The 13,318-nt window shown below is 59.1% G+C and carries 12 protein-coding genes; 10 read left to right on the forward strand and 2 right to left on the reverse strand.

Going from position 1 to position 13,318, the window contains the following annotated elements; all coding sequences use genetic code 11:
• From cobN to HWX89_RS02655, 5 genes are read left to right on the forward strand one after another with little or no spacing between them, the layout of a single operon-like run.
• Positions 1-3,348, forward strand: coding sequence for a cobaltochelatase subunit CobN (gene cobN / locus HWX89_RS02635; RefSeq protein ID WP_138795157.1), 3,348 nt, complete (start codon positions 1-3; stop codon positions 3,346-3,348).
• Entirely contained in the window at positions 3,345-4,703 is a 1,359-nt protein-coding gene (gene cobG, locus HWX89_RS02640; RefSeq protein ID WP_138795158.1) for a precorrin-3B synthase, read from the forward strand. The genes cobN and cobG overlap by 4 nt, the downstream gene beginning before the upstream one ends.
• The gene (locus HWX89_RS02645) at positions 4,700-5,332 is read left to right on the forward strand and encodes a precorrin-8X methylmutase (protein WP_138795159.1); all 633 of its coding nucleotides are present in this window, start codon (positions 4,700-4,702) and stop codon (positions 5,330-5,332) included. Before cobG ends, HWX89_RS02645 begins: the two co-directional genes overlap by 4 nt.
• Positions 5,329-6,111, forward strand: coding sequence for a precorrin-2 C(20)-methyltransferase (locus tag HWX89_RS02650; protein WP_138795160.1), 783 nt, complete (start codon positions 5,329-5,331; stop codon positions 6,109-6,111). The genes HWX89_RS02645 and HWX89_RS02650 overlap by 4 nt, the downstream gene beginning before the upstream one ends.
• Positions 6,108-6,869, forward strand: a complete 762-nt coding sequence (locus tag HWX89_RS02655) for a precorrin-3B C(17)-methyltransferase (protein WP_138795161.1) — start codon at positions 6,108-6,110, stop codon at positions 6,867-6,869. The genes HWX89_RS02650 and HWX89_RS02655 overlap by 4 nt, the downstream gene beginning before the upstream one ends.
• On the opposite strand, the gene HWX89_RS02660 is transcribed toward HWX89_RS02655, so the two are convergent.
• Positions 6,836-7,603 (reverse strand): cobalt-precorrin-6A reductase, encoded by a 768-nt coding sequence (locus tag HWX89_RS02660; RefSeq protein WP_138795162.1) that lies wholly within the window; start codon positions 7,601-7,603, stop codon positions 6,836-6,838. The genes HWX89_RS02655 and HWX89_RS02660 overlap by 34 nt on opposite strands.
• On the opposite strand from HWX89_RS02660, the gene cbiE reads away from it, so the two are divergent.
• Genes cbiE through cobM form a run of 3 tightly spaced genes read left to right on the forward strand, consistent with a single transcriptional unit; the run spans position 7,602 to position 10,017 of the window.
• Entirely contained in the window at positions 7,602-8,873 is a 1,272-nt protein-coding gene (cbiE, locus tag HWX89_RS02665; RefSeq protein ID WP_138795163.1) for a precorrin-6y C5,15-methyltransferase (decarboxylating) subunit CbiE, read from the forward strand. The genes HWX89_RS02660 and cbiE overlap by 2 nt on opposite strands.
• Positions 8,870-9,247, forward strand: coding sequence for a cobalamin biosynthesis protein (locus tag HWX89_RS02670; RefSeq protein WP_353505652.1), 378 nt, complete (start codon positions 8,870-8,872; stop codon positions 9,245-9,247). The genes cbiE and HWX89_RS02670 overlap by 4 nt, the downstream gene beginning before the upstream one ends.
• Entirely contained in the window at positions 9,244-10,017 is a 774-nt protein-coding gene (gene cobM / locus HWX89_RS02675) for a precorrin-4 C(11)-methyltransferase (RefSeq protein ID WP_138795164.1), read from the forward strand. Before HWX89_RS02670 ends, cobM begins: the two co-directional genes overlap by 4 nt.
• Here the strand turns inward: cobM and HWX89_RS02680 are convergent.
• Entirely contained in the window at positions 9,972-11,102 is a 1,131-nt protein-coding gene (locus HWX89_RS02680; RefSeq protein WP_178340597.1) for a cobalt-precorrin-5B (C(1))-methyltransferase, read from the reverse strand. The genes cobM and HWX89_RS02680 overlap by 46 nt on opposite strands.
• 58 nt (positions 11,103-11,160) lie before the next feature.
• On the opposite strand from HWX89_RS02680, the gene cobA reads away from it, so the two are divergent.
• On the forward strand, positions 11,161-11,943 hold the full coding sequence (gene cobA, locus HWX89_RS02685; RefSeq protein ID WP_138795165.1) for a uroporphyrinogen-III C-methyltransferase: 783 nt from the start codon (positions 11,161-11,163) through the stop codon (positions 11,941-11,943).
• A 2-nt stretch (positions 11,944-11,945) separates the two neighbouring features.
• Positions 11,946-13,262, forward strand: a complete 1,317-nt coding sequence (locus HWX89_RS02690) for a cobyrinic acid a,c-diamide synthase CobB (RefSeq protein ID WP_138795166.1) — start codon at positions 11,946-11,948, stop codon at positions 13,260-13,262.
• The last annotated feature ends 56 nt before the right edge of the window (positions 13,263-13,318 follow it).

Consider the following 13,318-nt stretch of genomic DNA (forward strand, 5'->3'; position numbering starts at 1 on the left):
ATGCATATCCTTGCCACGACATCGTCGTCTCTGGACGACCTGATCGAGCCGGTTGATCTCAACCAGCCGCAGGCAGATGTCGTGGTTTTGTCCTTTTCGGCCAGTGATCTCGCTGGTGTGGAACGGGCATGGCGGGAGGATCAGGCACGCCCTACCCTCGTTTCCGCCAATCTTTCGGAACTTCGCCACCCCATGTCGGTCGATCTCTGGATCGAGAAGACCGCAGAACACGCAAAGCTTATCCTTATCCGGATTCTGGGTGGTGCGGATCGCTGGCGGTATGGCGTGGATCAGCTTGCGCAGATGGCGCGACGGCGCGGTGTGAAGCTTGCGCTTCTGCCTGGTGAATGCAGCGAACGCGACGACAAGCTGGAAGTGGCCTCAACGATCGACCAGTCGACACTTGCTGCGATCCTCTCCTTCTTCCGCGAAGGAGGGTCGGAGAACATGGAGCGTCTCGCCAGCGGGTTGGCGGCGCTCTCAGGCGGTTACAACTGGCCGCAAGTTGAACCTGTTCCCCTGCCAAAGACCGGCTTTTATCGGCCGGGTGAGGGCTTCGTTGCTGAAAAACGGGCGACGGAGGATTTTGGCGTCAATGCCCCAGTCCTGCCCATCCTGTTTTATCGCTCGATGCTGCTGGCGTCCGATGTCGCGCCCATCGACGCTTTGTTTGCATCCTTGAAGGCGCGTGGTTTCGCGCCGTTACCAATCTTTGTCAGCGGCCTGAAGGATGCGGATGCGGCGGGATTTCTGGAGCGTGTGCTTCCCGGCTTAAAACCGGCTGCCATTATTGCTGCTACGGCGTTTGCCAGTCAGGTCGATGACTATGGAAAAACCCTGTTCGATCGATTGGGATTGCCGGTCTTTCAGGTCATCATGGCAACAACCCGGCGTGACGGTTGGGCGGACAATAGCCGTGGCCTAAACCCTTCCGATCTCGCCATGCACGTCGTGCTCCCGGAACTGGATGGCCGGATTCTTGCCGGTGTAATCTCATTCAAGCAGCCCGGTACGCAGGGTAACTCAGCCCTCATCAATGTGCCTGAGCCAGACCGCGTCCTGGAGGTGACGAACCGCATTGCAGCCTTCCTGCGATTGAAACAGACACCGCGTCAGGAGCGTCGTATTGTCGTTCTGATGCCCGATTATCCGGGTGCTGCACCCGGACGAACCGGATATGCCGTCGGGCTCGATGTGCCACAAAGCGTTCTGGAAATGCTGCGCGACCTAAAGGCTGCGGGATATTCGGTCTCGGAAATTCCAGAAACGGCGCGTACATTGCTTGATCGCGTCGAACAGGGGCATGTGCAGATCGATTGTTCTGCCTACGCGGATTTTCGCGCTGCATTTCCGGCAGAGGTGAGTGACGCATTGGAGGCGACGTGGGGTCCTGCCGAGGGGGATGATGCTGTCCGCGCGGGGGCATTCCGCTTTCGTGCCGCGACGTTTGGTTCCGTCACGGTGGCTCTCGCCCCTGATCGCGGCCGTAACGAAGATCGCCGCGTGGATTATCACGATCCTGCCTTGCCACCGCGTCATGCACTGGCGGCATTCGGTGCGTGGATGCAAAGGGAAGTCGATGCCCACGCCGTCGTCCATGTCGGCGCGCATGGCACACTGGAATGGCTTCCCGGCAAGACGGTTGCTCTGTCGCAAGTCTGCTTTCCGGAGGTCGTTGCCGGGGCTTTGCCAGTCATCTATCCGTTTATCGTTTCCAATCCCGGCGAGGCGGCGGTCGCCAAACGCCGTATCGCCGCTGTTACCATCGGTCACGTCCCGCCGGTGCTTGTTGATGCCGGCCTCTCGGCGGATCAGACGGCACTCGAACAGCTTGTGGATGAATATGCCCAGGCGGACGGGCTGGATCGCCGCCGCCGTGATCGATTGGCGAAACTGATTGTGGAGAAAGCACGTGAGACAGGTCTGGCGGCCGACGCAGGCGTCGGCACTCAAGACGACGCAGACACTGCCCTGTCTCGTATTGACGCCTTTCTCTGTGACCTGAAGGATTTTGCCATCAAGGATGGCCAGCATGTTTTCGGACGCAGTGCTGCGGGTGACGTTGATCCTTTGAGGCTGCAAAGTGCCGCGTCGGAAAAGACGGCACTGCTTGCAGCTCTGGATGGTCTACACATTCCACCGGGCCCTTCCGGCGCGCCAGCGCGCGGGCGTCTGGACGTCCTGCCCACCGGCCGAAATCTCTATGCGGCCGATCCCCGGACGATGCCGACGCCAACGGCTTTCGAATTGGGCCGCATGGCAGGAGAGGAAGTGCTGCGGCATTACCTTCAAAGTCACGGTGACTGGCCAAAGCACATGGTTTTCGATCTTTGGGGCTCGGCATCGTTGCGCAATGGCGGTGAGGATGTCGCGCAGGCACTCCATCTGATGGGCGCGCGACCGGTTTACGATCCAGCTACTGGTCGGGTCACCGGTATCGAGGTTTTGCCCCCTGCGGCGCTCGGTCGACCGCGTGTCGATGTGACCTTCCGCGTTTCCGGTCTTTTTCGCGATATGTTTCCGGCGCTTATCGCGCTTCTCGATGCTGCGGCCAAGGCGATTGCGCGTCGTGAGGAAGCCCCAGGTGACAATCCATTGGGAGAAGAAGCGTTGGCGCTCGGGTTTATCCCGGCGCGTATTTTCGGATCTGCCCCCGGCACCTATGGCGCGGGGATCGAAGAAAAGCTGGCAAATGGGTCTTGGGACGAACGACAAGAACTTGGTCGTACCTATCTCGATGCCGCAAACCACGCCTTCGGTGGCGCAGATGGTCTCGAGATGTCTGAGAATGCCGGCTTTGCCGTACAGGTCGAGAAGGCCGAGTTGCTCGTCCATACAGGCGATGACCCCGGACGCGATCTGCTCGACGGATCGTCCGACGTGGCATTTATTGGTGGTTTTTCCGCCGCCAAGGCGCTGCTCGGCCAAGCCGCCGATGTCGTGGCACTGGACACCACCAATCCCGGTCGCCCGCGCGCCCGATCAATCGCACAGGCCCTGACGCGTGTCGTGCGTGCCCGCGCCGTGAACCCACGCTTCATTGCCGGCCAGATGCGGCACGGTCCGCGTGGTGCTGCGGAGTTTGCTGAAACCGTGGACCGGTTGATCGGTTTTGCCGAAACCACACACGCCGTTTCGTCGTCTTTGATCGAAGCGCTCTACGATGCCTATTTCGGCGATGAAGCTGTGCGTACGTTCATCCTTCGGGAAAACCCGCAGGCGGCAGAGGTCATGGCCCGACGTTTTCTCTCGGCGCGGCATCGTAACCTGTGGCATAGTCGCCGCAATGCGGTGGATGCGGAACTGGAAATGCTGATCGCTCCACATTCCGAGAGAGTAAGCGTATGAACGCGGCGCACCTCGATCCTGTCCAGCCGTTTTCCCGACGTGGTGTTTGTCCTGCCTTGTCGGCGCCGATGCAGACGGGTGACGGACTGTTGTCCCGTGTCGCTTTCACCGGCGACATATCACCGCAGGATCTCGCAAATCTTTGCGATCTGGCTGCCCGCCATGGCAACGGGTTGATTGATGTGACGGCGCGAGGTGGCTTGCAGTTTCGTGGTTTGACATCACCAAGCGCCTGTCTCCTGGAAAACGATGTTCTCGCTCTAGCTCTGCCGGTTCGAGAAGGATTGGCGGTAGAAACCTCGCCTCTTGCCGGGCGTGATGTGACAGAAACAAGCAGTTCGCTTGCCCTTGCAAGGTGCATTCACGAAAAGTCTCTCGAACTCCGTTTGCACGAGCGTGTTGCCGCAAAAATGTCCGTTGTGGTCGATGGCGGTGGCCAGATTCGCATGAGCGACCTTCTCGCGGATGTTCGATTGAAGGCGGTACAGCGCCACGGTCAGATCTTCTGGCAAGTGATGCTGGGAGGAACGGAAGACAAGGCATTTTATGCCGGTGTCCTTCATCCAGAACACGCTGCCGACGCTGTCATGGCACTTCTGTGCCACCTGGCTGAACAGGGCCAAACTGCGCGTGGGCGCGATTTGGACCGTGATGCGGTGAACGCCATTTGCGGCGATGTGCTGTTGGAGCAGTTGGCGCCCGATTTGTCCGAGACATCAAAATCTCCTTACGGTTTGATCGCCTTGGGTGACGATGGTTTTGCGGCTGGCATCGCACCTCCCTTTGGGCAGATTGCGACGGCGTCGCTCTCCTCGTTGTGCCGCACTGCGCTCAGCGTCGGCATCCATGCAATGCGGCCGGGGCCGGCGCACGGGCTATTTTTTTTCGGTACTCGCACTCAATGTGAGCTGCTGATTGCCTATGCCAAGTCATCCGGCCTGATTGTTGCGGGAAACGATCCAAGATCGTCTCTCGCAACCTGTTCCGGTGCCCCGGCTTGCGCGTCAGCCCTCCTGCCAACCCACGAACTTGCCGATTTCGCGGCAAAGCAGTGCGCGTCGTTGCTGGATGGCTCTTTGACACTGCATGTGTCCGGTTGTGGGAAAGGCTGCGCGCACCCCTCTCCGTCCCTCCTTGCCATTTCAGGCTCTCCGGAAGGACTGGCATTTTCGCTGTCAGGCCGCGTTTCCGACGCACCGGATCTTGTTTTGCCGTCTGATGAACAAAAGGCCGTGCTTTCGCGGCTTGCCCGACTTTACGAAAAAGAACATAAGCCCGGAGAAAATGCCCGCACCCTGTTTGTCCGCCTGGGCAAAGACAGGGTCAGCGCGGCGCTCCGACAGGATGACCGATGACCAACTATGACTATATCCGCAACGGCGATGCGATCTATGAGCGCTCCTTCGCCATCATCCGTGAAGAAGCCGATCTTTCGGTTTTCACGCCAGAGCAGGCGGATATCGCCATCCGTATGATCCACGCCTGCGGGCAAGTGGAGGCGACGCGTCATTTCCGCTTCTCGCCCGATTTCGTTTCGGCAGCGCGTGGTGCGCTTGCTGCGGGAAAACCCATACTCTGCGATGCGGAGATGGTTGCGCATGGCGTTACCCGTGCCCGCTTGCCGGCCAATAATGACGTTATCTGCACCTTGCGCGATCCGCGCACGCCTGAACTTGCCAAGGCAATTGGCAATACGCGCTCCGCTGCTGCTCTCGATCTCTGGATCGAGAAGATGGAAGGTGCGGTTATTGCTATCGGCAATGCGCCCACCGCTCTGTTCTATCTTCTGGAAATGCTGGAAAAAGGCGCTCCTCGTCCCGCCGCGATCATCGGGATGCCCGTCGGTTTCGTTGGCGCCATGGAATCAAAGGATGCACTCGAGGAAAGCTCGCTTGGTATTCCCTACGCCATCGTCAAAGGACGTATGGGTGGTTCTGCAATGACGGCCGCTGCCGTCAACGCTATCGCGAGGGCGGGTCTATGAGTGCTGCTTTGTTGGAGCCGACACAGGAAAAGATGCTGAAGGGCAAGCTGATCGGCGTCGGTACGGGTCCCGGCGATCCGGAATTGCTGACACTAAAAGCTGTCAGGGCCATCGACACAGCCGATGTCGTGGCATTTTTCTGCAAAAAGGGCAGCACGGGTAACGGACGTCGTATCGTCGAAGCCTTCATTCGTCCCGGCACGCTGGAAATGCCGCTTGTTTATCCTATCACTGTTGAGAGCGACAAAAACGGTGACGACTATCGCGGCGCCATTGCCGCATTTTTCGACCAGTCGGCGAAGGATATTGCTGCTCACCTCGACGCTGGGCGCAATGTTGCGGTGCTGTCGGAAGGCGATCCGCTGTTTTATGGTTCGTATATGCATCTGCATCTGCGCCTCGCTCCATCCTATCCGGCGGAAGTCGTGGCAGGCATAACCGCGATGTCCGGGTGCTGGTCGATGGCCGGCCTGCCACTGGTTCAGGGGGACGACATCCTGAGCATCCTTCCGGGAACGCTCGACGAGGCAATCCTGGAAACCCGGCTCTCGGGAACAGATGGTGCCGTCATCATGAAGGTTGGCCGCAACCTGCCGAAAATCCGCCGTGCTCTTGAGAAGGCTGGAAAACTGGAAAATGCGCTCTACGTCGAGCGCGGCACAATGGAAAACGGTCAAGCCATGCGGCTGGCCGAGCGAGACGGTTCGCCAGCACCTTATTTCTCGCTGGTGCTGGTTCCCGGATGGAAGAACAGGCCTTCGAACGAGGATGCGCAATGACCGGCAAGCTGACGGTCGTTGGCCTTGGCCCTGGAAATACCGGGCAGATTACGCCTGAGGCATTGGCCGCAGTCGAAGCGGCGGTGGATTTCTTCGGTTACATTCCCTATCTCGACCGGCTGTCGCTGCGTCCAGATCAGCGTCGCCATGCTTCCGACAATCGCGAGGAGATTTCGCGGGCCGGACAGGCGCTTCGACTTGCGGCATCAGGCGGCAATGTCTGTGTCGTTTCCGGCGGTGATCCCGGTGTTTTCGCTATGGCTGCCGCCGTGTGTGAAGCCATGGAAGATGGTCCTGCCGAATGGCGGGATATCGAATTCTCAGTCGTGCCGGGGGTGACAGCCATGCTTGCTGTTGCCGCACGTGCCGGAGCGCCACTTGGCCATGATTTTTGTGCCATCTCCCTTTCGGACAACCTGAAACCCTGGGCCATTATTGAAAAGCGCTTGATTGCAGCGGCGGAAGCCGGTTTCGTCATGGCTTTCTACAATCCCGTCAGCAAGGCCCGTCCGCATCAGTTGACGACGGCATTCGATATCCTGCGTAATCATTTGCCGGGGTCGGTGCCGGTGATTTTCGGCCGGGCGGCGGGTCGACAGGATGAGCGCATGCGCGTCGTGCCCTTGTCTGAAGCGCAGAGTGATATGGCCGACATGGCCACCTGCATTATCGTCGGATCGGTCGAAACCCGGATCATTGACCGCAAAAACCAACCGTCGCTGGTTTACTCGCCGCGTTTTTCGGCAAGGGAAAACTGATGACGGATAGCGGCCAGCGCAGTGTCTATATCGGGCACCGTCGCCACGTCGGGACGTTCCGGCCGTTCGATCATAATGACGGGAATGCCGAGCTGTCGTGCCGCTTCGATCTTTCCATAGGAAGCATTGCCGCCGGAGTTCTTGGAGACCACGATCTCAATGCCGTTGTCGTTCAGCATGGCGATTTCGTCATCCAGAACAAAAGGTCCACGTGCCGTTATGTAGCGAATGTCCGGCAGCTTGAGTGGCGGCTCGACCGGATCGACACTGCGGACCAGGTAGGAGTGTTGCGGTGCCATTTCGAATGGCAAAAGCTCTTGTCGCCCCAGCGCAAGGAATACGTGTCTGGGGGTAGCGCCAAGTGCGGTAACCGCGTCATGCGTCGTCATCACCCTTTGCCATCGATCGCCCTGTTGCTGTCGCCATGCTGGACGGTCGAGCGCAATCAGCGGAGTATCAGCCAACAAGGCGGCTTCTGCAGCGTTACGCGAAATACGCGCCGCAAAGGGGTGGGTCGCGTCCACCAGAATATCAAATTTCTCGTTTCGGATGAATTCTGCAAGTCCGGCCGATCCGCCAAAACCGCCGGTTCTGGTGGGTACCGGTTGTTTAACCGGGTCTCGTGTGCGTCCAGCCATGGACAGCAGAATGCGGAAGCCGGAGTCCTCGGCCAGCTTTCCGGCGAGAAGGCGGGCGTCCGTTGTGCCGCCAAGGATCAGGATGGAGCGTGTCATGGTCTCTGAATATGCTGGAACGGATGAAGCTGCCACTGAAAAGGCAAAAAAGCCGTGGCTTTCGATCGTGGGGATCGGCGAGGATGGATTGTCCGGACTTGGCGAAAACGCTCGTCGTGCCATTGAAAGTGCGGCGGTTGTTTTCGGCGGTGTGCGCCACCTGGAGCTTGCGGCATCCGCAATCAAGGGTCAGGCGAGGTCCTGGCCTACACCATTTGATGTCGAGATGTCCGAAGTCGTGGCACTACGCGGCCATAAAGTCTGTGTTCTCGCATCTGGCGATCCGTTCTTCTACGGCGTCGGGGTAACGCTGCTGAGAAAGATTGCCGCCGAAGAGACGGTTTCCCATCCGTCGCCGTCCGCATTTTCTCTTGCGGCATCACGTCTGGGTTGGGCTCTGCAATCCGTTGAATGCGTGTCTTTGCACGGCCGTTCCATTGATCTCATTCGGCCGCACCTGCATCAAGGTGCAAAGATCATCGTACTGACCTCCGATGCTCAAGCGCCCGCTCTTATCGCAAAATTGCTTTCGGAGACTGGGTTCGGGCATTCGACGTTTCTCTTGCTGGAAGCGCTCGGTGGGCAACGTGAGCGGTTGCGTCACGCCAAGGCTCAGGATTTCTCTCTGGAGAATATCGATCCCCTGAACGTCGTGGCGATTGATATCGTCGCTGACGCAAACGCGCGTATCTTACCCTACACCAGCGGACTTGATGACGCGTTGTTTGAACATGATGGGCAGATTACCAAACGCGAGATACGTGCGGTCACTTTGTCGTCGCTTGCCCCGCGCCATGGTGAACTTTTGTGGGATATCGGCGCTGGCTCCGGGTCGATCGGGATCGAATGGATGCTTTCGCACCCTTCGCTCAAAGCCATCGCGATTGAACAGCACAGTCAGCGTGCCGAGCGTATCGCGCGCAATGCAGAAGCCTTCGGCGTTCCCGGACTTGAAATTCTGATCGGCGCGGCACCGGAAGCTTTTGAAGGTCTACCTCGCCCAGAAGCGATTTTCATCGGTGGAGGTGGTAGCGAAAAGGGCGTTCTGGACGGTGCAATCGAGGCTCTGAAGCCAGGTGGCCGGCTTATCGCCAATGCCGTGACGCTGGAAATGGAAGCGATGCTGCTTTCTGCGCAGGCGCGCCTTGGTGGTTCCCTCATCCGGCTCGACGTCTCGCGTGCGTCGGCGGTCGGGTCGATGTCGGGCTGGAAACCGGCGATGCCCGTCACGCAGTGGAGCTGGACCAAATCACGGGATGAGGAAACGTGATCGTTGCGGGAATAGGATGCCGTAAAGGCGTCGGCGGAGACGCTATCGTGGCAGCATTGCGCGCTGCACAGGAGGCGTTTGACGTAAACGCGGATTTTCTTGCCACGGCGCCAATCAAGGCTGATGAGCCGGGTATAAAAAGTGCGGCGCGGCAACTTGGAATGCGGTTGCTCGTGGCCGACCAGGTGAGTCTCGATGCTGCGGCGGCGAGAGTGCTGACGATTTCGGAAGTCAGCCTCACTCACACAGGATCGCCCAGTGTCAGCGAAGCCTCAGCCCTCGCCGTTGCTGGCAAGAATTCGAAACTGGTCGCACCGCGTTTCGTGGTTGGCGATATCACGGTGGCCTTTGCCATTTCTGGAGAAGAAACATGACGGTTCATTTTATCGGCGCTGGCCCGGGTGCTGCCGACCTGATCACGGTGCGCGGGCGCGACCTGATCGCAGCCTGCCCTGTCTGCCTTTATGCCGGTTCGCTGGTGCCGAAAGCGCTCATCGACTACTGCCCGCCGGGCGCGCGCATTGTTGACACCTCTTCCTTGTCGCTGGACGAGATCGAGGCTGAGTTCGTCGCCGCAGCGAGAGCGGGTAAGGATGTGGCCCGCCTGCATTCTGGTGATCTTTCCGTCTGGAGCGCCATGGGCGAACAGATCCGCCGCCTCGAGCGATTGGGTCTCGACTATACTGTCACGCCTGGGGTTCCATCCTTTGCTGCCGCTGCTGCAACGCTCAAGCGCGAGTTGACGGTTCCCGAGGTTGCGCAAAGCCTGGTGCTGACCCGTGTTTCCGGACGCGCGTCGAAAATGCCCGAGACCGAGACCTTGAAGGCTTTCGGTGCGACCGGTGCAACGCTCGCCATCCATCTTGCCATTCATGCCATCGGCAAAGTGGTCGAGGAGTTGACGCCGCTCTACGGAGCCGATTGCCCGGTTGCGATCGTCGTTCGTGCATCCTGGCCCGAGGAACGGGTCATTCGTGGCACATTGACCGATATCGAAGGCAAGCTCGCTGCCGAACCTGTGGAGCGCACAGCCCTGATCTTTGTCGGGCGTGGACTTGCGTCCGAGGATTTCCGCGAAAGCGCGCTTTACAGCGCCGATTATGTCCGTCGGTTCCGCTCTTCGAAGGAGAATGCCGAAGGGTGATCGGACGGCGTGAAGGCGGTGCGGCCTTTCAGATTGCCCTGCCGGTCGAATACCAGAATATCGAGCGAGACAGCCGGATCTTTCAATGCGGCGGCGGCGGTGACCCAGGCTTTCTCAGCAACGATATTTCCCAGATCAATTCCTGCGGCTTCAGCCAGTTGAAAAGCGTGTGCCACCATATTGGCCTGCCGGATTTCACTGGCAAGCACGTCGTCCGCACCGGCTCCGATGGCCAGTTCGGCAAGGGCTTCGAGATCGGCAAGACCGCGTTTGGAGTGAACATCCAGCATGCCCTGCGCCAGCTTGGTCATCTTGGCGACACCGCCCGCAATGGTGACCCGTTCGACCGGATGGCTGCGCAGGTATTTGAGCATGCCGCCGATGAAATCACCCATGTCGATCAAGGCCGTTTCGGGCAACTCATACAGCGCCTGTCCTGCCTTTTCCGATGTGTTGCCGGTCGCGCCAAGCAGGTGGGTAAGACCGGTCGCACGGGCGACATCGATGCCGCGCCAGATCGAGTGAATCCATGCCGAACAGGAGAAAGGAATAACCACCCCGGTCGTCCCGAGAATGGAAATGCCGCCGATAATTCCAAGCCGACCGTTCAGCGTTTTCTCAGCCATTTTTTCGCCGTCGCGAACCGAGATTTCAACCTCGAAATCCCTGTTATCACCGGCAACTTCACGAATTGCAGTTTCGATCATGCGGCGAGGAACGGGGTTGATTGCGGGTTCGCCGGGGGGCAAGGGGAGGCCTGGCCGGGTGATTGTGCCGACCCCCTTGCCAGCCTTGAAAACGATGCCGCTTCCGTGTTTTCCCAACCGCACGGTGCTTTCAATCAGTGCACCATGCGTGACATCCGGATCGTCTCCCGCATCCTTGATGACGCCGGCCCGGGCAAAATTTTCACCCTTTTCCTGGGTCGCAAGCGAAAATGCCGGTCGCGCCCCGCTTGGAAGTTCAACCTCGACAGGGTAAGGAAACTCGCCGGTCAGAAGGGCGACGCAGGCCGCCTTCGTGGCGGCTGCCGCGCAGGTGCCCGTGGTCCAGCCGCGGCGAAGGGTCTTTCCATCCGTTTCCATTTGAATTCCTATAGCCGGGACGGCTTTGTCCGTCATCGGTAAAGAGCAAGCAGCAAGTATGTCGATATCGCAAATTATGGATAACATCGCCCAAAAAGGACCGGCCTTCGAAGCCGGTCATGTCTGGCTGGCCGGAGCCGGGCCAGGTGATGTGCGTTATCTCACACTGGATGTCGCCCTTGCGCTGGGACAAGCAGACATCATCGTGCGCGACGCTCTGGTCAGCGATGAGGTTATTGCCCTGGGTGCGCAGGCGGAGATCGTTTTTGCCGGCAAGCGGGGCGGCAAGCCTTCTGCCGTGCAGGATGATATTACAGCGTCGTTGATTGATTTTGCCCGGGAAGGGAAGAAGGTGTTGCGCCTGAAAGGTGGCGATCCCTTCATCTTCGGCCGGGGTGGCGAAGAAATCGAAGCGCTGCGCGAGGCTGGCATTGCATTTCGCGTGCTGCCGGGCATGACGTCCTCGTTTACGGCCCTGGCGGCGGCTGGTATTCCAGCGACGATGCGGGGTGTCAGCCGGGCCATAACGCTCGCTACAGGCCATGCGGCAGGTACCGAGGACGATCTTGACTGGCTGGCGCTTGCCAAGACGAAGGAGCCAATCGTCGTCTATATGGGTCTGAAGAACATCGGCATCATTGCCGGTCTATTGATGGCAGGCGGGCGGTCGGGTGACACGCCGGTTGCGGTCATCATGGCTGCGACGACTGCGCAAGAACGCATTTTCATCGGATCACTGAAAAACATAGCCAACGATGCAAAGCGTGAGAATTTCGAGGCGCCAGCCCTGATCGTCATTGGTGATATTGTTTCCATGCGACATCGTCTCGGAATATCCTGATCATGACAACACGGGCAATCATCATTGGCGCACCACGCTCCGGCTCCGGCAAAACCAGTGTGACGATCGGCCTGCTGCGCGCGTTCGCCCGACGTGGTGTCAATGTGCGTGGTATCAAGACCGGCCCGGATTACATCGACCCCGGCTTTCATGCGTTTGCGACCGGTTCCGCTGGTCTCAATCTCGACAGTTGGGCCATGCAGCCCGATCTGTTGCGATATCTCTTTCTGGAGCAGGCAGCCGGCGCGGACCTCGTCATCATCGAAAGCGCCATGGGTCTTTTCGATGGTATCCCTGTTGCAGAACACCGTAGCGGGTCGGCTGCCGATCTGGCGCGGCTTTTCGGCATACCCGTGCTTCTTGTTCTCGATGTTTCCGGTCAGTCGCAGACGGCTGCGGCGATTGCCCATGGTTTCGCGCATTACGATCCGGCAGTCCGCATGGGTGCTGTTGTCCTTAATCGTGCTGGCAGCGAAAGGCACCGTACGCTTTGTTCCGAGGCAATCGAAAGTATTGGCCTTCCCGTTGTCGGTTGCGTCTTGCGCGATCCTTCACTTGTCCTGCCGGAACGGCATCTGGGATTGGTTCAGGCCAGTGAACACCCGGAAATCGATGCCCATATCGAACGGCTGGCAGACACGATGGAAAAGTCCATCGATCTTGATGTGCTGCTTTCGTTGGCCACTCCTGTCGAGGTCCCATCTGGCTCCGTAGAGGCGGCAATTGCTCCTCCCGGTCAGCGCATCGCGCTTGCGGAGGATGCTGCATTTACCTTCCTTTATCCGCATCTCAAAAGCCACTGGCGCGCGGTGGGAGCGGAGATCGTACCGTTTTCGCCACTCGCCGACCAAGCGCCCGATGAGACGTGCGATGTTTGCTGGCTGCCAGGCGGATATCCTGAGCTCCATGCCGGTACGCTTGCAGATGCTGCGAATTTCAAAGCCGGTCTTGCGCGCTTTGCCGCAAAAAAACCTGTTCACGGCGAGTGTGGTGGCTACATGGTGCTGGGTGAGGCGCTGGAAGATGCAGATGGTGTTACGCATGCGATGACGGGGCTTTTGTCGCACGCCACCAGTTTCGCCAAGCGCAAGATGAACCTTGGTTATAGACAGGCGACGATCGCCGTTGATGGCCCGCTTGGCAGGGCGGGTGAGGTGTTGCGCGGCCATGAATTCCATTATGCGCGTGTGACCGATCCGGGCCGGGATGAACCTTTTGCGGAGATTGCCGATGGGCAAGGCCGTGTACTCGGACCTTCCGGTGGAAGACGCGGACCTGTTTCCGGCAGCTTCTTTCATGCGATTGCAAAAGGGACGTGACCTTCCCTGCTGCGATAAACTGGAGCGTGCTGTGAAAGTTTGTGGGCGCAGAACAT

This window comes from Rhizobium sp. RM, assembly GCF_013390595.1.
In the GTDB taxonomy this organism is placed as follows: domain Bacteria; phylum Pseudomonadota; class Alphaproteobacteria; order Rhizobiales; family Rhizobiaceae; genus Agrobacterium.